The organism is Methanomicrobium antiquum (assembly GCF_029633915.1).
In the GTDB taxonomy this organism is placed as follows: Archaea; Halobacteriota; Methanomicrobia; order Methanomicrobiales; family Methanomicrobiaceae; genus Methanomicrobium; species Methanomicrobium antiquum.
On the sequence record NZ_CP091092.1, the window covers coordinates 269,068 to 293,590 of the forward strand.

Sequence of the window (24,523 nt, forward strand, 5' to 3'; positions counted from 1 at the left end):
AAAAGGAATATTTTTACTTTAGTGTTCTTTCTTTGAGCCGTGCTCTTCATCAGGCATCGGTTCAAGATAAATGAGTTCGGCGCTGAGATCTTTGGCAATCTGCTCAATTTCAATTTTGCGGAAATGATTTGCTGCGATCTTCACTTTTTCCTCTTTGTCGCCAACTATTGCAACAACTCTGAACCTTGGCTGTTTTACGCCTTCCTTGATTTTTGACCTTTCTCGAACGTAGATTTTCATTTAATTCACACCCTTTATTCTGCTTAAACCACCTGTTATATCAGCTGGTTTGACATCTATACTTAAGTCTGATTACATATTAATATTGTGGTGATACGATGAAACAGAGATTTGAAATCCAAAATAAACTACAGGGAGAGACACTTGTCAGGAAAGGCCTGATGCATGAGAGATCCGGTGTTAAACAGATAAAAATAGCCCCTGAATTAAATGTAATAAAAATAGGCGGGCACGGAACGATAGATTTTGGTGCCGAAGTTGTGCTCCCGCTTTTGGATGAGATAGGCGAACTTTCAAAGAAGCACCAGATATTAATTGCAACCGGGGGGGGTGTTCGTGTCCGCCATATAATGGATATTGGAATTGACCTTGGGATGCCTACAGGAATTCTTGCAGAGCTTTCAGGCACTGTAAGTGAACAGAATGCAATAATGGTTGCCACAGTTATGGCAAAATACAAGGCTGTTCATATCAGCAATGATGATCTCCTGGATATTCCCATGCTGATAAACATGGGTCAGCTTCCGGTAATGAGAGGAACTCCCATATTCGGCCTTTATGAAACTCCATCTCCGGTCGGGCCTATTCCCCAGCACAGGACAGATACCGGGGCGTTTCTTGCAGCAGAAGTACTCGGTGCAAAAAGGTGCATACTTGTCAAAAACGTAGACGGCTTATACGCGGAAAATCCATTTATGAATCCGGATGCTGAATTGATTCGTGAGATAAAAGCCGATGAACTGCTGGAAATGAATCTCGAAGATCTGGTTTTAGAAGAAAAAGCTGTGGAAGCTCTTAGTAATGCAAAGAATATACATGAAATCAGGATTGTCAATGGTCATGTGAGAGGCAATATTGAAAAAGCCTTAAACGATGAAAACTGCGGTACAATAATAAGAAGATAATTAGATTTAATCTAAATCGCGGTCCGTAAAAGTTTTAATAATATAATATCAGGGAAAATATCAGGATTATTTATGATATTATTATTTTTGTCAGTTGTATTCGTATATGCAGCACTATGCATAACAGCACAGCCTGTGAAATATGATGCATCAGTGGTTAATATTACAGAAAAAGGCGAAGATACTCAGGGATATATAAAAACATCCTCCGGCAGGATCTGGTTTAAAATCGCCGGAATAAACAGCAAAAAAACACCCCTTCTTCTCCTTAACGGAGGGCCGGGAGTATCACATGATTATTTTGAGCCGCTTTTGGTTCTTTCTGATGAAAGACCGGTTATTTTTTATGACCCGCTCGGATGCGGGAATTCTGATAAACCCGGCGATATGTCCCAATATTCGGTTGAATCCTACGTAAAGGAGGTGGGAGAGGTAAGGTCTGCACTCGGGCTTTCTGATGTTCATATTCTCGGACAGTCGTGGGGCGGAGGCCTTGCAGCGGCATACTTCATTTCAGAAAAACCGGAGGGTGTAAAAAGCCTGATTCTTTCATCTCCCCTTCTGGATACAAAAAGGTGGATCTCTGATCAGAAATCTTACCTCTCAGAGATGCCTGAGAATATTCAGGAGATTGTTCGTATTGCAGAGGAGACCGGCGTTTATGATTCTGAAGATTATCAGGATGCACTGAATGAGTATTACTCGCTTCATCTTTGCAGGCTTGACCCCTGGCCGCCTCTGTTTATAGACTCCCTTGAAAAGCTTTCGATATCTGTTTATATGCATATGTGGGGGCCAAGTGAGTTTACGTGCACGGGAACACTTCAGTCGTTTAATTTAACAGCAAATCTCTCTGAGATTGGTGTGCCCGTTCTGTTCATCTGCGGTGAGTACGACGAGGCAACACCTTCGGCAATCAGTCATTTCGCAGGTTTTGTGGACAATTCACAGATTCTGATTATAAAAGATGCATCACATCTGAACCATATCGAAAAAACAGACGAATATGTAAAGGCTGTAAGAGAGTTTCTCGGAGATTTGGATTGAGAAAGAGATTTCCAAATTATACGCCTGCGCCAAAAGCACCTGCGGAAGAGCCAATTTGATGAAGGGGATTTATTTAAATTTCTGGAAATGCTGATGGATGTCCGGGGGGCGTTTGATGCAGGCGGGAAGGTGGTCATACATGTTTCATGCGGTGATATTGCAGGTGTTGATATAAAAGGCTTAATTCTGACAGTTTACGGTGGATGGCCCCGAACCTGTTGAAATCTGAAGGCCAAAACTGCAAAAAATATGGAACTTCCCATGAAATGCCACCTGCGTTTTCCAATGAGTGGGGGAGGTTTATGACTCAGAAATATTTACAGGGTTTCGGGGTGGGTGGCAAACAGGGGCAGGGGATTTTTTTGGATAGCAAAATATGAATATTACTAATATCAAAAATATTTTGAGCCTTCATTAATAAGTTCTTATTTTTGGAGATATTCTGAATTTAATGTTATAATCTTCTAATTTTAATTTCACTAAAAAAAGGCGCACAAATATGTGAAAAGACACCTGATTTTTTGTCATAAAGAGTAATACTTTATACCTGATGTCGTAACACGGAGATCAAAAATACATCAAATTCGCTTTTGATATTTGAAATTAACCTTTATACCCAAACTATTTTTTTACAATTATATTGCTTCATATTAGGAATGCTTATATTCTGAGTTCAAGATAATGTACCTTTGTCCCATGCGGGGACGTGCAGTAGTGACTACCAATATTAACGACAGCATCTGCTGTCATCATTCAGTGAAAGAAAAGCATTGCACATAATGGGTATAGGAGGAAAAAAATATGGCAAAATATTCCGACACAATCGATCTTTATTCAGACGACGGAAAAGTTCTGAAAAGCAACGTTTCTCTCGAGAAAATAAGCCCGCTTGTCAATCCGGCAACATTAAAGCTTATTGATCTTACAAAGAGAAGCATTGCAGTAAACCTTGGCGGCATTGAGGCAGCACTCAAGACCGGCAAGCTTGGAAAAGGCGGCGTAATCATGGGCCGTGAACTCGACCTTCCAATCATGGACAACAAGGATGCAATTGTTGCCAAGATTAAGGAAATGGTTGATGTTGTAGGTGGCGAAACTGTTGTAAACGAGTACAAGGGCGGACAGCTCCTTCTCGTAGAAGTGCCAAAGGCACGTATTGATGGTGCATCCACATATGATGCGGCAATTACATCAGTTGCAGCAGCAACAACATATGCAATCGTTGACCAGTTCAACGTCAGCATGTTTGATGCATCTGCAGTAAAAGCAGCAACATTTGGTGCTTACCCCCACACAATGGATATGGAAGGAGCACTTGTATCATCAATCCTTTCAAACCCACAGAATAACGAAGGTCTTGGATACGCTCTTCGTAACATTGGTGCAAACCACTATGTTATGATGACCGGCAGAAATGCAATGCAGGGTGCAGCACTTGCATCAACCCTTGAGACAGCAGGAGAGTTTGAGATGGGCGGTGCAATCGGTCCGTTCGAGCGCCACATGCTTCTCCAATACGCATACCAGGGTCTTAACGCAAACAACCTTGTATACGAACTCGTAAAGGAGAACGGTCAGACAGGAACTATCGGTACAGTCGTACAGTCTCTTGTTGCAAAAGCAATTGAGGACAAGGTAATCGTTCCTGGAAAGAAGGGCGGCTACTTCCAGTTCTATGACACAAAGGATCCAATGATGTGGAACGCATATGCAGCAGCAGGTACACTTGCAGCAACCATGGTAAACTGTGGTGCAGGACGTTTCGCTCAGGCAGTATCCTCAACACTTCTTTACTTCAACGATCTTCTTGAGCACGAGACAGGACTTCCTGCAACAGACTTTGGTCGTGTAATGGGTACAGCTGTTGGTTTCTCATTCTTCAGCCACTCAATCTACGGTGGTGGAGGTCCAGGTATCTTCAACGGAAACCACGTTGTAACACGCCACGCAAACGGCTGTGGTATCCCATGTATTGTTGCAGCCTGTGCACTTGATGCAGGTACACAGATGTTCACACCTGAGGGAACATCCGCAGTAATGGGCCAGACCTATGGTCAGATCCCAGAGTTCAACAAGCCAATCCAGCAGATCGCAAACGGCGTCTGAATAGATTGAAATTTACAGATTGGAATGACACAAAGCCAGTATCCCCAGTGCAGGGCAGTTCCGCTCCGCATGTTGTCGCCGGTGACTGCCGAAAAATTTCTAAATGCGGTAGTTAAGGTTCCGGGAATCAGGAGGATGACCATAAACGGTCCTTCCCTTCCTGCCCTTGTACCTTATGGTCCAGCAAGAGGAAAAGAGAACAAAAACTCCAACAGGCGTGCCATAAAAGTTGGCAATGCTGAAATGGAGCTTCGTGTTCAGGTTGGAATGGTAATATTCGAGGTTGAAGACAAGACTGTAATAGAAAAGATCCGTGAAGTCTGTAATGAATTCTTTAAAGATTTCAAATGTCAGGTCCAGGAGGGCAAGTTTATGAAAACCAGCCCGACTGTTTCAGATTACTGCAAATACGGTCCTGATGCAGACGAATCTGTACTTGGTCTTTCTGATCCGAGAAAAAAAGACGGTCCTGTAATTATACAGAGTTTAAGATAAAATGCCACTTGGTCGTGTAACACAGGTAGTAGACTGCCGTGAAAGTATGGGCATGGGAAAAGGCGGAGGCCTCGCACAGCGTGGCACAATATCCGAATGCCGCCATCCTGATGTCATAGTGGTAGGTATGTCTCCTGGAAGACGACATGTGACAAAACCTGTATGCGATATCACATCAGGACTCAGAAGAGAAGGTGTCGAATTTTCGGTCAGCACTCTTGTGCTTAATGCCGGAAGCGGCGTCCCTTCTGATGCACCAAAGATTGCAGGCTCTGTTCTGGGAGCCTATTTCGGTGTGAGCGACAAGGAAGTTGCCCAGATAGAGCAGCATAAGGTGGCAATTCTTCATCATGGAAATGTTCGTTCCCATGTTGTGGAAAAAGTCCGCAAAATTCTCTCACAATGTAATATCGATGCAATCGTGGTATCGCAGGCCCCAATAGACTATGAAGACCTTGCAAAAGTAGGCGTAAAAACTGCCTATGTTTATCCTGACAAGGAAAATATTCGCACAAAAGGAAGGGTTGTGGCAATAATAAGCGGGGTTACCCGTGGACAGACGCCACCCAGAGAAAAGCTGGCTGAAGTAATTTCGGCTGTAATGAATGTGATGAAAAATAACATTTAAGGTGAAATAAAATGGCATACAAACCACAGTACGGTCCAGGTACATCAATTGTCGCCGCAAACAGGCGCAAACAGATGGACCCGACCCAGAAACTTGAAAAGGTTCGTGATGTGACAGATGAAGACATAGTTCTCATTCTTGGTCACCGTGCACCAGGTTCAGCATACCCGACAGCACACCCGCCCCTTGCAGAACAGCAGGAGCCTGACTGTCCAATCAGAAAGATTGTAAAACCAACCGAAGGAGCAAAGGCAGGAGACCGTGTCCGTTATATTCAGTTCGCTGATTCAATGTTCAACGCACCATCCCAGCCATACCAGCGTACATACTCAGAATGCTACCGCTTCCGTGGTATTGACCCGGGAACACTCTCCGGACGTCAGATTGTCGAGTGCCGTGAGCGTGACCTCGAACAGTACGCAAAATTCTTAATTGAGACAGAAATGTTTGACCCTGCACTGGTATCATGCCGTGGTGCAACAGTTCACGGTCACTCACTCCGTCTTGCAGAAGATGGAATGATGTTTGATATGCTCCAGCGTTGTATCCTCGGTGACGATGGCATCGTAAGATACGTAAAAGACCAGATTGGTGAGCCACTCGACCGTGAGGTTGCAGTCGGAAAGCCAATGGGTGACGAATGGATAAAAGCACACTCAACAATCTTCCACTCACTTGTTGGTGTTTCATACCGTGATGATGCAGAGTACGTTGAATATATCCAGCGTATCCATGCGCTAAGGACAAAATACGGCTTTATGCCAAAGGAGGAGTGATTTAAATGGGAAAAATTGAGAGATCACAGAAGCTTTTCCTTAACGCACTTAAAGAGAAGTTCCAGGGAGAAGACCCTGAATCAGTAAAGACCGCATTCTACAACTTCAATGGTGTCCGCCAGTCCCCACGTAAGCGTGAGTTTATGGCAGCAACAAAGGGCATCGAGATGAAGCGTGGAATTTCCATGTATGACCCTGAACACTGCCACCTTGGTGGTATCCCTATGGGTCAGAGACAGCTCATGACCTACGAAGTATCCGGAACAGATGTCTTCGTAGAGGGAGATGACTTACACTTTGTAAACAACGCCGCAATGCAGCAGTTCTGGGATGACATCAGAAGAACTGTTATTGTCGGAATGGATCTTGCACACGCAACACTCCAGAAGCGTCTTGGAAAGGAAGTTACTCCTGAAACAATCAACGAGTATCTCCACATCTTAAACCACGCAATGCCTGGCGCAGCTGTCGTTCAGGAACACATGGTTGAGACACACCCTGGTCTTGTCGATGACTGTTACGTCAAAGTCTTCACAGGCGACGACGAGATGGCAGACGACATCGAGCCACAGTTCTTAATCAACGTAGAAAAACTCTTCCCTGCAGAGCAGGCAGAAGTTCTTAAGAAGAACGTCGGCAAGTCAATGTACCAGGCAATCCACATCCCAACAACAGTCTCAAGGACTTGTGATGGTGGAACAACCTCCAGATGGTCTGCAATGCAGATCGGTATGTCATTCATCGCTGCATACAGAATGTGTGCCGGTGAAGCGGCAGTAGCTGACCTTTCATTCGCAGCAAAACACGCTGGTGTAGTTCAGATGGCTTCCCACCTGCCTGCACGCCGTGCACGTGGTCCAAATGAGCCTGGAGGAATTAAATTCGGTCTGTTCTCTGATATCATTCAGGCAAACCGTAAATATCCAAAAGACCCGGCAAAGGCATCCTTAGAGGTTGTCGGTGCAGGAACAATGCTCTTTGACCAGATCTGGCTCGGATCATACATGTCCGGTGGTGTCGGATTTACACAGTATGCAACAGCGGCATACACAGACAACATCCTCGACGAGTTCACATACTACGGTATGGACTACATCAAAGACAAATATGGTGTAGACTACACTCACCCAGACCCCGCAAAGATTGTCAAGCCAACACAGGAAGTTGTAAACGACATCGCAACAGAGGTAAACCTCAATGCTATGGAGCAGTACGAACAGTACCCGACAATGATGGAAGACCACTTTGGTGGTTCACAGCGTGCCGGTGTAATGGCGGCAGCATGTGGTCTCTCCTGTTCAATTGCAACCGGAAACTCAAATGCAGGTCTTAACGGATGGTACCTTTCAATGCTTATGCACAAGGAAGGATGGTCACGTCTCGGATTCTTCGGATACGATCTTCAGGACCAGTGTGGTTCAGCAAACTCCCTTTCAATGGAGCCTGACCGCGGTCTGATTGGAGAACTTCGTGGACCAAACTATCCAAACTACGCAATGAACGTAGGACACCAGGGAGAATACGCAGCTATCGTCGCTGCGGCTCACTACGGCCGTGGCGATGCATTCTGTTTCAACCCGCTTGTAAAGATTACATTCGCAGATCCGTCACTGAAATTCGACTTTGCAGAACCGCGCCGCGAGTTCGCAAAGGGAGCAATCCGCGAGTTCATGCCTGCCGGAGAGCGCTCACTGATCATACCTGCAAGGTAAGATCAACACAATATTTTTTTTCTTAGATCAAAAAAATCAGTATAAGTCTGATTATATCCCAATCGGCGTCTGATAATCTGTTTTTTTCCGGACAATCCTTTCGAAAGCTTTAATTAACTACTTAACGACTTATTTTTGAATCCAAAAAGGGTTTCGTGAAACGTGTATCTCTGGTGCATGTAGCACACAGGAGGATGCCTTAATGGAAGAGTTACTATTTGGCATCGGTATAAGCGCTGTTGCAGGCGCTCTTGCCACTGTTTCCGGTGCTGCGGAGGATACTGAATCTGATATAGGATCACAGGGTGATCCAAACTCACAGGTTCAGCTTGCTCCGCAAATGGGGTATATTCATCGTATTTATAGCAAAGCTATCTCTGGTGAACCCCCTGCATACGGTTTATGGTGTGCGTTAGGAGCTGGCCTTGCATGGGCGCTGATGGCGATTAACTATAATCCGGTTCTTGCTATAGTCTTAGGTTCGGCTATAGCTGTGTTTGTACAGGGTGTATATGCAACCACAGCATATCTGGGCAGGACTGCAAGTCTGGCAAAATTTGAACAGCCGGTTTACATTGACTTAATTAAGTCAGTTACAACCGTGACCATGGCACATGCGTTTATTGCAATATTCACATGTGTATCAATGTGTTTCCTTATGGTAAACGCACTCGGACATCCTTTCCCGCTCCCGCTTCTGGGACTTGTATGGGGTATTGCTCTCGGAGCCGCAGGCTCTGCAACAGGCAACCCGTTCTATGGAAAGGAACGCCAGTACCAGTCTCAGAAGTTTGGTGCAGGTGTCCCTATCTCTGCATCCGGTAACATCGTCCGATATGCAGAGGCAGGCCAGCGCAGTTCACTTGACAACGGATGGTTCACCTCAAAGATGGGTGGCCCTGCATCAGGTGTCTGTTTTGGTCTTATTGTATTCCTTGAACTGTGGCGTACAATCTTCTTCGAAGAGTTCGCAAACGGTTGGGGTGCAATAATTGCAGGTATAGTATTGATTCTCATCTTCATGATAATCGACAGAATGGTTGAGAAATGGGCACGCAGAACATACGGCCCGTACACAGAAGAAAAAACTGAGGAGGCTTCAGCATGAGCGCACTTGGAGGAGCACATGCAGGCGGAGACGGAATTAATCCGGTAGCGGCAGTTATTGGTATTATAATTCTTATCCTGGCAGTTGGTGTAATGTATTACGTCGCACCCGGCATGGCTTTCATGGCATTAATCGGTGTAATCATCGGTGGTCTTCTCATTGGTTTTGGTGTACACTTTGTTCCTGTCGGAGGAGCTCCGGCGGCTATGGGTCAGTCACCAGGTATTGCTACCGGTGTTACAATGCTTGCCGCTGGTGCCGGTCTTGCCGGTCTCTTTGGCGGTGCATGGGCAGCCGAGCTTGGCTTTGGTGTCGCACTCGCAGGCGGAGCAATTGGTGGCGGTCTTATGATGGCAATCACCTGTTTAATGGTCAATGTAGTCTACGTTTTTGCAATGGGTATTCCCGCGGCATCAGGTAAGGTTGCAAAAGACCCGATTACAGGCGATACATTTGAGGCATACAAGTCACAGGGTACAGAAGGACACGGTTTACCATTCATCTCCTATGTAGGCGGTGTAATTGGCGGTATGCTTGGTGGTCTTGGCGGTACGCTCATTTACCTTGAACTATTAGCAGTCTATGAACATTACCTTCCTACAGTGCTTGACGCATCTGCAGAGCAAATTCTTCCTCTTGCAGTTGGAATGGCAGGCATTTTTGCAGTAGGTATGTTCCTGATAAACGCAGTTTTGGCTGCATACAATATTACTGGTACAATTGAAGGACCTCATGACCCAAAGTTCAAGAGATTCCCTCGTGCAGTAGTTGGTTGTGCAGTTGCATCAGCAGTATGCGGTCTGCTTGCCATAATAATGGTGATTATGTGAGGTGTTTTTGATATGTCAGTAGAAATTACAGCTTCAGAAGGCGGAATGCCGCACAACAAAGTGATGGCTATTGGTCTTGTCGGCGCATTAGTCTGCATGTATCTTACATACTTAAACGTAATCACCGGAACAGAAATTTTCTCGTTCTTTGGTGGTATTGCAGCAGTATTAGCCCTCTGGTGGGGTACGGATACAATTAAGCACCTTTGCAGCTACGGTCTTGGTACAGGTGTTCCGTCTGCAGGTATGATTGCACTTGGTTCCGGTGTAATTGCCATGATTCTTGCAACAAAACTCAGTACAATGGGCTTTATCTCATCAGTTCTGATAATCCCTATTGGCTGTGTCGTAATTGCAGCAATCCTTGGAGCAATTCTTGGATACATTGCAAACAATATCGTAAACATGAATATTCCGGTAATGATTGTTTCACTCGCAGAGCTTTGTATTGTCGGAGCAATTACAATTCTTGGTCTTTCTGCAATGGCAGCAGGCAGTTTTGTTTTTGCAGACCTTGTTACAGGTTCAACAACATTCTTCGGTATCCAGGTTGCTGATTATCAGGCATCCTTAATCGGAGGAGGAGTTATAGCAGTCATTTTCATGCTTGGTGCAATCGCAGTTCAGCACGCATTCAACGCATGTCTCGGACCAAACGAGTCACAGGACAGAACACTCATGCTTGCAGCAGAGTGTGGATTTTTAAGCATGATTGTTGTTTCAATCATGTCATTTGCATTCATCAGTTTTGGATCTGCAATTCTTTCATTTGCAATTTCCGTAATCGGATGGGCATACACTTACAGCAAATATATTGAGCTGTCCAGGCGTGACGCATTCATGTGGCTTGACGCAAAGCCAATCCTTGAGAAGAAGGAGGCCTAAAGTATGGGATATATTCAGGTACTTCCGGAATTCGGACTTGTTGCAGATCCTATGGTTGGTCTTGTCACCACCGCAGGCGCATCATTAGCACCGGTTCTGGAACAGGTAACTGAGCTTGAGTTAATTGCAGACGATGTTGTCGGCATGCTCTCAGGTGAAGGCAAGTTCTTATCTTCATTCCCGAACAGAGAGCAGTCTCTTGTTTATGCAGGAAGCGTCACAGCAATGTGGTATGGTATAGCAGTCGGACTAATTGTCGCGGGTATAGTCGCGTTTGCGTTACTCTGAGGTGTTAAAAATGGCAGATAAAAAATCTCCGGCCTCAGGATGGCCAAAAATTCAGGGCGACTATCATACCGGCGATGCAAACAGTCCGGTTGTAGTTGTCACAGTGGGTTCACACCTTGACGAGCAGGGAATCTGTGATGCAGGAGCAGCAATGTGCGGTTCCTGTAAGACAGAAAACCTGGGTCTCGAAAAAATTGTTGCAAACGTAGTTGCAAACCCAAACATCAGATTCCTCATTACATGTGGAACTGAAGTTAAGGGTCACCTCTCCGGTCAGTGCTTAAAAGCCCTTCACGCAAATGGTGTTGAGGGTGGAAAGATTGTCGGAGCAACAGGTGCAATTCCGTTCATCGAAAACCTCTCAGCTGATGCAATCCAGCGTTTCCAGGAACAGATCGAAATAGTCGACATCATGGAATCCGAGGATATGGGTGCTATCAAAGCAAAGATTTCTGAGCTTACAGCACGCGATCCCGGTGCATTTGAAGCTGATGCAATGGTTGTTGAGGTTAAAGAAGAAGACGGCGGTGCAGATGGCGCTGAAGGCGAAGAAGCACCTATGTCTGCTGAACTTGCTCTCATTCATGCAAGAATGAAGGCAATTCAGATGATGGTTACCGATATAGGCTATCGCAACCGCTTTGCAGCAGGTGTTTACTCAGGTAAAGTTGAAGGACTCATGATAGGTCTTATCATGTCTTTTGCCATACTTGGCTTCCTGTTGATGGGGTGATATAAATGTCAGATGAGGAAAAATCAGGTCCGACAATTATAAGGATGGCAGCAATTGAAGACATGGTTGATGACATCCGCTTCAAAAGCCAGATCCTGGCAAGGACAAACAAATTAGAGTCCGGTATCATGAGTGCAGGTCTTACCGGATTTGGAATTGGTGTTGCAATTTCACTTGTTCTGGTTCTCCTGCCGGTATTTTTAATTGGAGGCATTTAATATGGCTGACAAAAAATCTCCGGCTTCAGGATGGCCAAAGATACAGGGTGACTACCACACCGGCGATGCAAACAGCCCTGTTGTTGTTGTAACAATGGGTTCACATCTTGATGAGCAGGGAATCTGTGACGCAGGAGCGGCAATGTGCGGTTCCTGTAAGACAGAAAACCTTGGTCTTGAGAAGATTGTCGCAAACGTAGTTGCAAACCCAAACATTCGCTTCCTTATTACTTGCGGAACAGAAGTTAAGGGTCACCTCTCCGGTCAGTGTTTAAAAGCCCTTCATGCCGGTGGTGTTGAAGGCGGTAAGATTGTCGGAGCACAGGGTGCAATTCCATTCATTGAAAATCTAAATGCAGAAGCAATCAAGCGTTTCCAGGAACAGATCGAAGTAATCGATATCATGGAATCCGAGGATGTCGGTGCTATCAAAGCAAAGATTTCTGAGCTTACAGCACGCGATCCAGGTGCATTTGAGGCTGAAGCAATGGTTGTTGAGGTCAAAGAGGAAGGTGGAGCAGACGGAGCAGTAGTTGCAACCGCAAACCCGCAGTTCCTTGAAATTGAAGCACGCCTCAACGAAATTGAGACAAAACTTGAATTTGCAGATGCAGAGATTGCCCAGCGTGTAGGACGTAAAATTGGCCGTGATATCGGTATTCTTTATGGTCTTACAGCCGGTTTGATTGTATTTATGATGTTATTGGTATTACTCCCAAAACTTATGGCAATGATCTAGGAGGAGTGACGAAAAATGTTCAAATTTGAAAAAGAGCAGACGGTACTTGATTTCAACGGTACCAAGATTGGTGGGCAGCCCGGAGAGTATCCGAGGGTGCTTGGCGCTTCTATCTTCTATAACAAGCATGAAACAGTTATTGATGATGAGAAGGGCATAATAGACAAGGATAGAGCAGAGGCGCTCTGGAACAGATGTCTGGAACTTTCTGATCAGTCAGGAATTCAGCACTTCTGCCAGATAATCTCAGAAACACCAGAGGCATTTGAAAGCTACTTCCAGTGGTTTGACTCAGTCGACAACAAGACTGCATTCTTAATGGATTCATCCAACCCTGGTGCACTTGCACATGCTTGTGAATATGTCACTGAAGTTGGTCTTGCAGACCGTGCTATCTACAACTCAATCAACGGTTCAATAGGACCTGAGAATATTGAGGCTTTGAAGAACAGTGATGTAGATGCGGCTATTGTTCTTGCATTCAACCCTGGTGACCCAAGTGTTCGCGGTCGTGAACAGGTTTTAACATCAGGCGGAGTTGCAGGTCAGGAAAAATCAATGCTTGCAATCGCAGAGGAGTGTGGAATTACACGTCCTATTCTCGATACAGCGGCAACACCTCTCGGCCTTGGTTCAGGCGGTTCATTCCGTGAGATTCTTGCATGCAAGGCAATTCACGGTCTTCCAACCGGCGGTGCATACCACAACATGACTGTTTCATGGCCCTGGTTAAAGCGCTGGAGAGGTTCAAAGAAGAATCCTTCACTGCTTCTTCAGCAGTACGAAGGAAAGGATCTCCTTGCTGAGCAGATGGGTCATCACCACTCCGGTGGACTTGAAGGCTTAAAGCAGGCAGCATGGACAGCACCTGATATTGGATGTAACATCATGGCGGCAACTCTTGGAGCTGACCTTATTATGTACGGACCTATCGAGAACTGTGAGGCGGCAACAACCGCTATTGCATTTACAGATATTGTCCTTGCAGAGGCTGCAAAAGAGTTCGGTCTTGAACCGCAGGTGGACACACACCCGCTCTTCCACCTCGTATAAGAGAAAACCCTAAAATAATTTTTTTATTTTGTTTTCCTTCGATTTCTGGTTTTTTATTTGATTTACGTATTTTTTTGCAATTTTTTGAATTTTCTGATTTTTTTTAAAAGAAATTTTTGTTTTTTTTTTTTGGTCACAGCCGGTTTTTTTATTTCAAAATAATTAATTTTAAATGTGTAGCGCTTCAATATAGAAAGGCACTTTTTGCTGATATAGTGTAGGGGCCAATCATGCAGGACTCTCACTCCTGCGACCGGGGTTCAAATCCCCGTATCAGCATAATTTATTATTTTTAATTATTCTCATTATTGCCAGATTTGTGAATTACAAATATAAAAATCCTGATAATATGAGATTATGATAATTCTGAAATCATCATAATCCTGAAATCATCTTTATAGTTACAACTATTTTTGAAGTCAACGCCGGACTTAATACTTTTCGTGACTATAAAGTTCTACATGAAAGAATTCATAAATAAAAAAAGAATGAAAAAATTTACATTCGCGGCAGTAACACTTCTTATATTTTGTGCAATATTTGCAGGATGCACAGGAGTTTCTGACCCTGATAATAAAGACAGCGGGGACAAAACACCAGATAAAACACATGGTGCTGAATTAAACAGCACTGAATCTGAAAAAGCAGTGGCATCGGCAAACACAAACTTTGCGTTCTCTTTGTATGACGCAATCTCCAAAGAAACAGAAGTTGATTCAAATATATTCTACTCTCCGTATTCAATATCATCAGCATTTGCACTTGTCTATGAGGGAGCAAAGGAAAATACTGCGGATGAGATAAGTTCTGTATTTTACTTCCCAAAGAGCATCGATATTTTAAGACAGGGTTTTAGAGATTTGAACACTGCAATAAACGAAGAAAACTCAGCATATGATTTAAGCGTTGCAAACGCACTCTGGGCTGAAAAGACACATCCTTTCCTTGATTCGTATATGAAAACAGCAGAGGAGTATTACTCGGCAGAGACAAAAAACTTAAACTTTATTGAAAAGCCAGAGGATTCACGTCTTGAAATCAACAAATGGACTGAGGTGAAGACAAACGAAAAGATAAAAGACCTAATCCCTCAGGGTATGATTGATTCAATGACCCGCCTTGTAATAACAAATGCAGTTTATTTCAAGGGAGACTGGGTAAAAGAGTTTGACAAAAATAAAACATCAAAAGCTGACTTTACAACTCCGGCAGGAAAAGTTGTTGCTGTCGATATGATGCAGAGGACAGATGAAGATGCATTGTTTGATTATGCTGAAACAGAAACTGTTCAGGCTTTAAAGATGCCTTATGAAAGCAGTGATTCAAACGGACTTTCAATGATAATTCTTCTTCCAAAAGATAATACTCTCTCAAAAGCAGAAGATTATCTGACCTTTGATAAATACAGTGATTTAACAGATTCAATGACAGAAGAAGAAGTCATGGTGTATCTGCCCAAATTTATGCTTGAAACAAAATATTCTCTTTCTGATACCTTAAAAAGTATGGGAATGACCGATTCATTTTCTGCTTCTGCTGACTTTTCAGGGATGGACGGGACAAAAAGTCTCAGCATAAGTTACGTTGTTCACAAAGCGTATGTTGATGTAGATGAAGAAGGAACAGAGGCCGCCGCCGCAACCGCTGTTGTAATGCAGCTCACATCTGTAATTGAAAAAGACCCGGCATTTGTATTTATGGCAGATCATCCATTTATATTTACTATTCAGGATGACAAAACAGGAAACATTCTCTTTGTTGGAAGAATCTGCAATCCGGAATCATAATCAATCAACCTTTTTTTCAATTAATTAATGGTTCTTATCGAATCATTCATAGCATTTTTTGCTATGAAAGTCAAAATCCCTGATAGACTTATCATCACTTTTTGTGTGATGAAAAAAAGCTCATCATGCGGGTTTTACATGAAAGTTCCTTTGTAACTTACATGAAACCGGTGCATGAAATATTATTTCATGGACGTTTTTTATGAATGTTTTATGTATGTGTAATACACAAATAAGACAAAAAGAAAAAAAGAAAATAAATATAAGGAATAAAAAAGTCCATAAATTAAAAATAGTTTAAGAGATAAAAAAAGTTAAAAAGTCAAATAAAAAAAGGTCAGGAAAATAAGAAAAAATAACAATTTAGCGTTATTTAAATCTGTAATAAAAAAAAGTGAGGGGTTTGGATTTCAAATTTAAAAGGCATGATGAAATGGAGATAAAACCGGTTTTTGTTCTGTATGTTGATGAAAACAAAGCTTTTTGTGATGAATTCTTAGAATTTGCCAAACAAAAATCAATCCTTGCTGATAGCTGTGCCGGATTTCATGAAGCCAAAAAAATCTATACGCCTCTAAAATATGATTGTGTAATTGCCGGTTTTTTTGACGATGATAAGGAATGGATTGAATTTATTAGAAATACAAGAGAGAATAATGATAAAACCCCTTTTATTTTATTTACAAAATCAGAGAATAAAAGTCTGATAATTGAAGCATTAAATGCAGGCTTTGACTATTATCTAAAGAAGGACTCCACATCTTATCCTCTGTTTGACAGTTTATCTGAAAAAGTAAATTTTCTTGTTAAAAAAAATCAAAAAGAAGTTTTAAATCTTGAAACACGAAAAGGAACACTCTTTTACAACATGCCTGTTCCTTTTGTATTAATTTCACTTCCTGAAGTCGTTTTTGCCGAAGTTAATGATCTTTTCTTAAAAAGTACAGGCTATAGCCGGGATGAAGTGGTTGGCAAAAGTCCGCCTGACTTTGATTTTTTTGTCGATATGGATGATTATTACTCAATGATACATACTCTTCGAAAGAAAGGATATATATCAGGGCTTGAACTTAGATTCCGGATGAAGTCAGGGGAGATAAGGATGTACCGCTTTTTTTCAAGAGTAATTACAATTGAAAAAAAGGCTTATGTTATCTCAACAGTTGAAGATATAACTGAACTAAAAGCTTCAGAAAAATCTTTTCAGATGCTTGTTTCAGGAATGTCTGGTACAAGCGGCAGGGCTTCTCTTAACAGGATAACAAAAGAACTAAGCACCTATTTTGATGCAGACTGTGTAATACTTGGAGAGTATATGCCCGGCTACAAAAAGATAAATGCAATATCAATGTATCTTGACAATAAACTGATTTTAGATAAATCATTCAGCCTTAAGGGAACATTATGTGAAGAACTTTTAGAAAAAGAATATTGTATAAATCCTGACTGCAAATCCTCTGAATTTTATATAGAGGATATTGTTGATAAATTTTGTGTGAGAGGATATCTGGGTTCTGTATTGTATGCGAAAGATGGCAGAAACTTAGGTGTTATCTGCATATTGTCGAGAAAAAAACTTAAAGTTCCCCCATATTCCAGAGAAATCATCGATATTTTTTCTTCCAAGGCATCGGGAGAAATAGAGCGTCTTCATGCACTTGAGGAATTATCTGAAAGCGAGAGGAAATTCAGAACACTGGTTGAATATTCTCTTGGAGGGATTTTAATTCTTGACTTTAATGGAAATGTTTTGTTTGCAAACGAAAGTGCCAGAAGAATCGTTTTTCCAGAGGATTGCACTGATGTGTCCTGTTCGGCAAACGTGATGGATTTCATTGCGCCTGCCTCAAGAGAAGATGTTTTGTTAGATTTCGAAAAGGTCTCACAGGGAACTGACGGATATATTGCACAATACCTTCTGAATACTGTTAAAGGTGAAGAACGCTGGATAGAAAGCATTGGAAAGGCTATAACTTTTGAAGGGAGTCCTGCAATTTTAATCTCAATAGGAGATATTACCGGTCGCAAAAAAATTGAGATGGCTCTTAAGGATGAAATTACAAGAAGAAGAATTCTTCAGGATCAGTCTCGCGATGGAATAGTGGTTTTAAGAGAAGACGGGAGTGTTTTTGAGGTAAACGAGAGTTTTGCAAATATGCTTGGATACAGCATTGATGATGTCAAAAAAATGTATGTATGGGACTGGAATAATACTGGTCCTGATTATATTGCTCTTGAGATGCTAAGGATTGTTGATGAAAAAGGTGATCACTTCGAAACCAGGCATATAAGAAAAGACGGGACAGAAATTGATGTTGATATCAGCACAACCGCCGCTATATTTTCAGGAGAAAAATTGATTCTTTGCATCTGTCGTGACATAACTTCATGGAAGAACTCTGAGAGAGCACTTATCAGCGTTAACAAAAAATTAAATCTTTTATCATACATTACCTGCCATGATATATCAAATAAGACAAACGGACTTGAAATTTTCATATCCTTACTGGATGAAAATCAATTAAATTCCGATATGAGGCCTTATCTGGATGAAGCGAAAAAAGCAGTGCATTCAATTATGCACCAGATTGAATTTACCCGTGAGTATGAAAAGGTAGGCGTAAAAGAACCATTGTGGATTTCTCTTGAAAAAATCACTGAAGGTCTTTTTGACGCTAATGTTTGTTTGAATTTTAATTGCAAAGGGGTTTATATCTATGCTGATGCAATGCTTGAGAAGGTTTTTTACAATCTCTTTGACAATACACTTCGTCATGCAAAAAGAGCGGCTGTGGTAGATATAAATTGCAGAAAAACTGATGAATCAAATCTGGTAATTATATGGGAAGACAACGGGCCCGGAATTGAGGACTCAAAAAAAGAAGAGATTTTTAAAAGGGGATATGGCAAAAACACAGGGTTTGGATTATTTTTGGCAAGAGAAATTCTTGATATAACCAAAATTACAATCTGTGAAACCGGAGTATTTGGGGAAGGTGCAAGATTTGAGATGTCTGTTCCTATGGGTGGATATAAGATTAAAGACTCAGATGAGCGCTAAATAAATATTAAAACTTTTCAGAAATTATTTTTTTTGTCTTGATAGCAATTTATATAAAAAAAGCGCCTTATAGATATCCAAAGTGAGCCTGAACAGTGAATTTTTGGCAGATAAAAAGACTGCTTTTGCACTGATAATAATGACAATTTTCTGTATTGTCATAAGCTTTTTCTCCTTATCATCCGGATTTTATATCATTTTTCAAAATTTTTTTTATATCCCAATAATTCTTGCATGCATTTTTTATCTCAGACGGGGGCTTTTATTCTCTGTAATCCTCTCATTTGTCTATTTAGGTCTTCTGACTGGCTATGCAGGATTTAATGAGTTTGGAAACGGAATTGCAAGGACTCTCATCTTCATTGGAATCGCCTGTATAATTACAATTCTTTCTGAAAAAACAAAATACGCCAATGATAAAGTCAGAGAGAAAAACAAAGAGCTTAAATATACAATTGAAAAACTGGCGTTAAGTTGTGATCGCTATCACACGCTCTTTGAAAGTATAAGTGATTCACTGTTTCTTTATAAAATTGATGAAAACGGACTCCCCGGTCTTTTTATCGAAGTTAACAGCAGTGCATCTGAAAGTATAGGCTACAGCCGCGAAGAGTTTCTTCGGATGACTGCTCTTGACATTGCCGGAGAAATTGGAAAACGTGAGGCAAAAGAGCAGGTTGAAATTTTATACAAAAAAGGCTCTCATAAATTTGAGTCATCACAGGTTAGAAAAGACGGGACAGAATTTCCTGTAGAGGTAAATTGTCATCTGATTCGGACAGATTCTCAGGGATGTCTTGTTCTGTCTGTTGTAAGAGATATTACTGACCGCAAAAAAATTGAGATGGCTCTTAAGGATGAGATAACAAGAAGAAGAATCCTGCAGGATCAGTCGCGTGATGGAATTATAATAATAAGAGAAGATGGGAGTGTTTTTGAAGTTAACAAAAGTTTTGCAGATATGCTTTACTATAGTGTCGATGATGTCAAAAAAATGCATATCTGGGAGTGGAATCAATCAGTACCACGCGAAATTATCTCTAAAATGCTTAAAACCGTTGATGAAAAGGGGGATCACTTTGAAACCCGCCATCTAAGAAAAGACGGAACAGAAATTGATGTTGATATCAGCACAACTGCCGCTAATTTTTCAGGAGAAAAATTAATCCTTTGCATCTGCCGTGACATAACTGCCTGGAAGAACTCTGAAAAAGCTCTTATCAATTTAAACAAAAAATTGAGCCTTTTATCATACATCACATGCCATGATATTTTAAACAAGGCAAATGCACTTGAAATTTTCATTTCTTTGCTGGATAAAAAGGATTTAAACCCTGATATTCAGCCATATCTGGGTGAAGCGGTAGATGCAGTTAATCTGATTATGAGCCAGATTGAGTTTGCCCGTGAGTATGGAAAGGTTGGTGTAAATGAACCCTTATGGCTTTCTCTCGAAGAAATAACAAAAGAACTTTCTGATGTTCGTGCAGAGCTTAATTTTGAATGCAAAGGCATTTATGTTTATGCCGATGCTATGCTTGAAAAGGTATTTTATAACCTCTTCGACAACACTCTTCGTCATACAAAAGGTTTGGTTTTGATAAACATCAGATGCAGAATTGGTGGTGATTCAACTCTTATAATTTCATGGGAAGACAACGGACCCGGAATTGAGGACTCGAAAAAGGAAAAAATTTTTGAATCAGGATATGGTCAAAACACCGGTTTTGGTCTGTTTTTGGCAAGGGAAATACTTGATATAACAAAAATTAAAATATCTGAGGTTGGTGTTTTTGGAAAAGGTGCCACATTTGAACTATCTGTTCCTAAGGGTGGATATTATTTTGAAGAAAAAGGAAGAGTTACGAAAAAATAAAAAAAGTATTCTGAGAGAATAAGTAATACTGTCTGGTTTAAACTGGTATTTACTCCTGCACGAAATAATACTGGTTATGAGGCACATGAATTTCAAACCTTGCACCGCTTCCCTCTTCTCCTGTCTCTTTAATTGAAAGATCTGTGATTTCAAGAATATCACGTGATATATAAAGTCCAAATCCTGTATTTTTTCCGTATCCTGATTCAAAAATTCTCTCTTTGTCTTCAGTTGAGATGCCTTTTCCATTATCTGAACAAACGATTATTAAATCTTCATCTGCTTCTTCGACAAAAAATTCAATTTCGGATGCTCCTGTTTCATGCCTTACGGCATTGTCAATTAAGTTATAGAACACCTTTTCAATAAGCGGGTCTGAAAAGATCCTTAAATCTTTTGGAATGTTATTTTTAATTGAAAAATCAGCGTTTGAAAATGTCTCTGCCGATTTCCAGACGATATCTTCTATATTAAACCATGAAGGAATATTAACTCCGATATCCTCATATTCCTTTGTAAAATCAATCATGTCTCTTATATTGTCAATTGAAGATATTATGCCTGATAAAAATTTGTTATCCGAAGATTCATTATTTTTCATCTCTATTATCTGAACATAGCCTTTCATTGCCATAAGCTGATTTTTAATATCGTGGCGGGTTATTCCTGAAAGCAGTTTTAATTTTTTGTTTGCCGCTTTTAAAGCCTTTTCAGAGATTTTTTTCTCTGTTATGTCCTGAATTCTTATCTGTGCTCCATTAAATACGCCGTCTTTAATGATTGGCAAAACTTTAAGGTTTACATATGCTTTGCTTTTATCTTTTCTTTGGACTTCAAATTCATTTTCTGAAGAAATACCCTCCTCAGAGATTGCAACAGTCTTCATAAAGTCTTTGAATGAATCAGAAAAAATATTTTTAGCGGCAAAAATCTCTGTTTTTCCTGTGAATTCCTCTGGAGTATAACCAAAGATTTCAAGAGAAGCAGGTGATGCATAAACAAGCCTTTTATCCTTATCAATAATTCCAATCATGTCTGATGAACGGTCTACAATGGTGTGATATTTTTTTTCACTTTCAGAAAGTTCATTCTCTATTGCTGTTCTTTCAAGTTCAGATGCGGCTTTAACTGCAATAATCTCAATTATATCCCTGATGGATTTATTTATTAAAAGCGGTTTTTTGGAAAGTATTTCTAGAACACCGATTGTATCTCCATGGGAATTTTTAAGCGGCGTTCCAATGTATCCGCGTATGTTGTGTATTTTCAAAAACCGGGATTCCGGGAAAATTTCAGATATATTGTCCTGGTAAAAGGTAAAACCATTATTTTTTAAATTTTCACACGGATTCCCGGCTGAATTGAATGAATACTCAAAATCTTTAATGTCAGATGTAATGGACTTTAATTTAACAGTATTACCGTCAGGCTGAAATTTTCCGATACCAACAAGGTCTGCATCAAGCAGTGAATTTATGTTTTTTGTAATTATCTTTAATGAATCAAGGCCGGTTGTGCCAATCATACTTCTGACAAGTGCTTCAAATGCTTCCTCTTCTTTTCTTTTTTCTGTTATATCCTCAACTGATGAAAGGAGGTAGGGTTGTTGGTTCATCAAAACAATTGCTGAATGGAATTTACATGTAGCAATATTTCCGTTTTTTATCCGGCATTTAATTACCATACCGTTGACAAAGCCCTTTTCTCTGACAGAAGTGGTAAAGGCTTCGGCCTCAGCCGGATCGACAAACAAACCAATATCTTCGTTTTTTTTCCCAACAAGTTCTTCACGGCAATATCCGGTATTTCTTAGGAAAACATCGCTGACATCTGAGAAAATTCCGGTTTTTGCTTCAACAAGAGTCAAAGGCAGTGGACTTTTGTCAAATAAAGTTACAAATTTGTTCTCTGAATTCTGAAGCTTTTCTTCTGCAATTTTTCGGTCAGTTACATCGCGAACTGAGACAAATATTGCGTCAGTATTCAGATAAGAGATCTTTTTTCCGATGCATTCAACCCAGATTTCATCTTTGTTTTTTGTTAGTATTTTGTAAGATACAGGATAGGCATCATTTCCTGTTCTTACATTTTTTAAGTCATTTAAAACTTCCTGCAAAGAATCCGGAGATACATAATCAATTAAATTCAAATCATATCCGGTTGAATCCGGATATGGGATTTTAACTATATCGGCAATTGCCTTATTAATGAAAAGCACATTTCCTGAGAAATCAGCTATAATAATGCCGTCTAAGGAATATTCTACAAGACTTCTGAATTTTTCTTCACTTGCCCTTAATTCATCTTCACTTTTTGCAAGTTCAATATATTTTTTTCTTAATTCTTCTTCAGTTGCAGTCAGTTCTTCATATGCGGCGCTAAGCTCTTCGTTTATTTTTAAAAGCTCTTCTTCAACTCTTTTTAATTTTGTTGTTTCTGCCGCAAGTGTCAATACTACAGTCTTATCGCCTAATTTTAATGAGACTGATGAGAAGACAACATGAATTTTTCTTCCGTCTTTTAAATTAATTGCAAGGGGTACATTTTCCACTTTTCCTGCAAATATTCGTTTTGAGACAAGTTTTAATGCATCAGACATTGAAATGAGTCCTAATCTTATTGGATCTTTTCCAATAATATCTTCTTTTGAATATCCGCTTAATTCTAAAAATGATTTATTTACTTCAATGAATTTATTGTCCGGGTGATTGTTTATTGCAATCGGATAAGGGCTGTGTTCAAAAATTCCCCTGAATTTTTGCTCACTCTCAATAAGAGCTGTTTCTGTTTCTTTGATGTGGGTTACATCTTTAAAGATACCTCTTGTATACTGCGGGATGTTGTTTGAAATTTTGCATGTCGCCATTCCCTGAACGAATACTTTCTCACCAGTCTTTTTCTTAAAGACCGCATCTATTAATTCAATAGTCTCTCCTGACATTACACGTGAAAATGTCTCTTTGCAGTGTTTGAGGCTTTCAGGATGAATTACATCAAATAAGGTAATATCTTCTAATTCATACTCTTTATATCCGAGTGTTTCAAGCCACGTGTTATTTACAAATAGAAAACGCCCTTTTGGGTCAACGCTTTGAATAAGGTCGGTTGCATTTAAGAGATCATGGTATCTTTCCCTGCTCCTTAAAAGCTCACTTTCTGCTTCTTTAAGTTCAGTAATATCCCTGATTGATTCAATTGCACCTGTGACTTCTCCTTTCTGATTATAAAGAAGACATGCCTTTCCAAGAACGGACAGGTTTTTTCCGTTCGGAATTTTAAGTACGGTCTCACCGGTGATTGTGCTTCCGTTTCTGAATACATTTGAATAATACTGAAGAATTGTTTCATTGGATTCATTAAGAAGATCTATCATCATTGGGCGTTTTTCGCCGTATACTGCCTTTGAATATTCAAAATTTCCTTTTCCAAGGATTGATGTGGCAGAGACCCCTGTAAGATCTTCTATTGAGCGGTTCCATGCAATGACAACTCCGTTGGTATCAATTGCAAAGGTTGCATCAGGAAGAAAATCTATGATGTCAAGGAGGCGTCTTTTTGAGTCTGAAAGTTCATCTTCAGCGTGACTTCTTCTGTATGCCTGTTTTATTTTATGTGAGAGCTCTGCAAACTGTGATTTTGGCTCTCCGCCTTTCTGAAGGTAAAAATCAGCTCCATTGTTGATTGCATCAATTACAACCTCCTCACGTCCGTGACCTGTGAAAAGAATAAAGGGAATGTCGCCAAATTTATTTCTGACCTCTTTTAAAAAAGCAATGCCGTTCATTCCGGGCATCTGGTAATCGGATATTATGACGTCACATTCACCAATTGATGCAGAGTCCAGAGCTTCCTGTACAGATGTGTAAGTATTAACCTGAAATTCACCGGTTCTTTCAAGAAATATTTTTGCAATCTCTAAAAGAGCAGGCTCGTCATCAACGTAGATGAGATTTATTATTTCAGGCATTATTTATCATATCTTTTTAGATTTGATAATTCTTACTGATGGTGAAAAGTATTATTTCTGTCTAATCCT

21 protein-coding genes and 1 tRNA gene are annotated in these 24,523 nt (G+C 40.8%); 20 read left to right on the plus strand and 2 right to left on the minus strand.

Annotated features, from left to right (window positions below; all coding sequences use genetic code 11):
- Nucleotides 1–18: 18 nt before the first annotated feature.
- Nucleotides 19–240, minus strand: coding sequence for a hypothetical protein (locus tag L1994_RS01285; RefSeq protein ID WP_278099895.1), 222 nt, complete (start codon nucleotides 238–240; stop codon nucleotides 19–21).
- 98 nt (nucleotides 241–338) lie between these two features.
- Here L1994_RS01285 and L1994_RS01290 point away from each other — a divergent pair, with 98 nt between their 5' ends.
- From L1994_RS01290 to L1994_RS01385, 20 genes are all read left to right on the plus strand, one after another.
- A complete protein-coding gene (locus tag L1994_RS01290) occupies nucleotides 339–1,145 on the plus strand; it encodes an amino acid kinase family protein (RefSeq protein ID WP_278099896.1) in 807 nt (268 codons plus the stop codon).
- A 72-nt stretch (nucleotides 1,146–1,217) separates the two neighbouring features.
- On the plus strand, nucleotides 1,218–2,192 hold the full coding sequence (locus tag L1994_RS01295) for a proline iminopeptidase-family hydrolase (protein WP_278099897.1): 975 nt from the start codon (nucleotides 1,218–1,220) through the stop codon (nucleotides 2,190–2,192).
- A 93-nt stretch (nucleotides 2,193–2,285) separates the two neighbouring features.
- A complete protein-coding gene (locus L1994_RS01300) occupies nucleotides 2,286–2,414 on the plus strand; it encodes a hypothetical protein (protein ID WP_278099898.1) in 129 nt (42 codons plus the stop codon).
- Nucleotides 2,415–2,993: 579 nt separating this feature from the next.
- A complete protein-coding gene (gene mcrB / locus L1994_RS01305; protein ID WP_278099899.1) occupies nucleotides 2,994–4,298 on the plus strand; it encodes a coenzyme-B sulfoethylthiotransferase subunit beta in 1,305 nt (434 codons plus the stop codon).
- A gap of 24 nt (nucleotides 4,299–4,322) precedes the next feature.
- Nucleotides 4,323–4,793, plus strand: a complete 471-nt coding sequence (gene mcrD / locus L1994_RS01310) for a methyl-coenzyme M reductase operon protein D (protein ID WP_278099900.1) — start codon at nucleotides 4,323–4,325, stop codon at nucleotides 4,791–4,793.
- 1 nt (nucleotide 4,794) lies between these two features.
- The gene (gene mcrC / locus L1994_RS01315) at nucleotides 4,795–5,421 is read left to right on the plus strand and encodes a methyl-coenzyme M reductase I operon protein C (protein WP_278099901.1); all 627 of its coding nucleotides are present in this window, start codon (nucleotides 4,795–4,797) and stop codon (nucleotides 5,419–5,421) included.
- Between the two features lie 11 nt (nucleotides 5,422–5,432).
- Nucleotides 5,433–6,197 carry a coenzyme-B sulfoethylthiotransferase subunit gamma gene (mcrG, locus tag L1994_RS01320; protein ID WP_278099902.1) on the plus strand — a complete coding sequence of 255 codons (765 nt, stop codon included), beginning with the start codon at nucleotides 5,433–5,435 and terminating at the stop codon, nucleotides 6,195–6,197.
- A 5-nt stretch (nucleotides 6,198–6,202) separates the two neighbouring features.
- Nucleotides 6,203–7,909: a coenzyme-B sulfoethylthiotransferase subunit alpha gene (mcrA, locus tag L1994_RS01325; RefSeq protein ID WP_278099903.1), complete on the plus strand. Its 1,707-nt coding sequence runs from the start codon at nucleotides 6,203–6,205 to the stop codon at nucleotides 7,907–7,909.
- Between the two features lie 202 nt (nucleotides 7,910–8,111).
- Nucleotides 8,112–9,017 (plus strand): tetrahydromethanopterin S-methyltransferase subunit E, encoded by a 906-nt coding sequence (mtrE, locus tag L1994_RS01330; RefSeq protein ID WP_278099904.1) that lies wholly within the window; start codon nucleotides 8,112–8,114, stop codon nucleotides 9,015–9,017.
- On the plus strand, nucleotides 9,014–9,847 hold the full coding sequence (mtrD, locus tag L1994_RS01335) for a tetrahydromethanopterin S-methyltransferase subunit D (RefSeq protein WP_278099905.1): 834 nt from the start codon (nucleotides 9,014–9,016) through the stop codon (nucleotides 9,845–9,847). Before mtrE ends, mtrD begins: the two co-directional genes overlap by 4 nt.
- Before the next feature lie 12 nt (nucleotides 9,848–9,859).
- On the plus strand, nucleotides 9,860–10,732 hold the full coding sequence (mtrC, locus tag L1994_RS01340; protein WP_278099906.1) for a tetrahydromethanopterin S-methyltransferase subunit MtrC: 873 nt from the start codon (nucleotides 9,860–9,862) through the stop codon (nucleotides 10,730–10,732).
- A 3-nt stretch (nucleotides 10,733–10,735) separates the two neighbouring features.
- Complete coding sequence (mtrB, locus tag L1994_RS01345; RefSeq protein ID WP_278099907.1) at nucleotides 10,736–11,020, plus strand: tetrahydromethanopterin S-methyltransferase subunit MtrB; 285 nt, start codon at nucleotides 10,736–10,738, stop codon at nucleotides 11,018–11,020.
- A 10-nt stretch (nucleotides 11,021–11,030) separates the two neighbouring features.
- Nucleotides 11,031–11,753: a tetrahydromethanopterin S-methyltransferase subunit A gene (gene mtrA, locus L1994_RS01350; RefSeq protein WP_278099908.1), complete on the plus strand. Its 723-nt coding sequence runs from the start codon at nucleotides 11,031–11,033 to the stop codon at nucleotides 11,751–11,753.
- A 5-nt stretch (nucleotides 11,754–11,758) separates the two neighbouring features.
- A complete protein-coding gene (locus L1994_RS01355; protein WP_278099909.1) occupies nucleotides 11,759–11,971 on the plus strand; it encodes a tetrahydromethanopterin S-methyltransferase subunit F in 213 nt (70 codons plus the stop codon).
- Nucleotide 11,972: 1 nt separating this feature from the next.
- Nucleotides 11,973–12,710 carry a tetrahydromethanopterin S-methyltransferase subunit A gene (mtrA, locus tag L1994_RS01360; RefSeq protein ID WP_278099910.1) on the plus strand — a complete coding sequence of 246 codons (738 nt, stop codon included), beginning with the start codon at nucleotides 11,973–11,975 and terminating at the stop codon, nucleotides 12,708–12,710.
- 15 nt (nucleotides 12,711–12,725) lie between these two features.
- Nucleotides 12,726–13,763, plus strand: coding sequence for a tetrahydromethanopterin S-methyltransferase subunit H (mtrH, locus tag L1994_RS01365; RefSeq protein WP_278099911.1), 1,038 nt, complete (start codon nucleotides 12,726–12,728; stop codon nucleotides 13,761–13,763).
- 206 nt (nucleotides 13,764–13,969) lie between these two features.
- A tRNA-Glu gene (locus L1994_RS01370) sits at nucleotides 13,970–14,042 on the plus strand.
- Between the two features lie 209 nt (nucleotides 14,043–14,251).
- On the plus strand, nucleotides 14,252–15,550 hold the full coding sequence (locus tag L1994_RS01375) for a serpin family protein (RefSeq protein WP_278099912.1): 1,299 nt from the start codon (nucleotides 14,252–14,254) through the stop codon (nucleotides 15,548–15,550).
- A gap of 403 nt (nucleotides 15,551–15,953) precedes the next feature.
- Nucleotides 15,954–18,611: a PAS domain S-box protein gene (locus tag L1994_RS01380; RefSeq protein WP_278099913.1), complete on the plus strand. Its 2,658-nt coding sequence runs from the start codon at nucleotides 15,954–15,956 to the stop codon at nucleotides 18,609–18,611.
- An 82-nt stretch (nucleotides 18,612–18,693) separates the two neighbouring features.
- A complete protein-coding gene (locus L1994_RS01385; protein WP_278099914.1) occupies nucleotides 18,694–20,487 on the plus strand; it encodes a PAS domain S-box protein in 1,794 nt (597 codons plus the stop codon).
- A 49-nt stretch (nucleotides 20,488–20,536) separates the two neighbouring features.
- On the opposite strand, the gene L1994_RS01390 is transcribed toward L1994_RS01385, so the two are convergent.
- A complete protein-coding gene (locus tag L1994_RS01390; protein ID WP_278099915.1) occupies nucleotides 20,537–24,454 on the minus strand; it encodes a PAS domain S-box protein in 3,918 nt (1,305 codons plus the stop codon).
- Nucleotides 24,455–24,523: the final 69 nt, after the last annotated feature.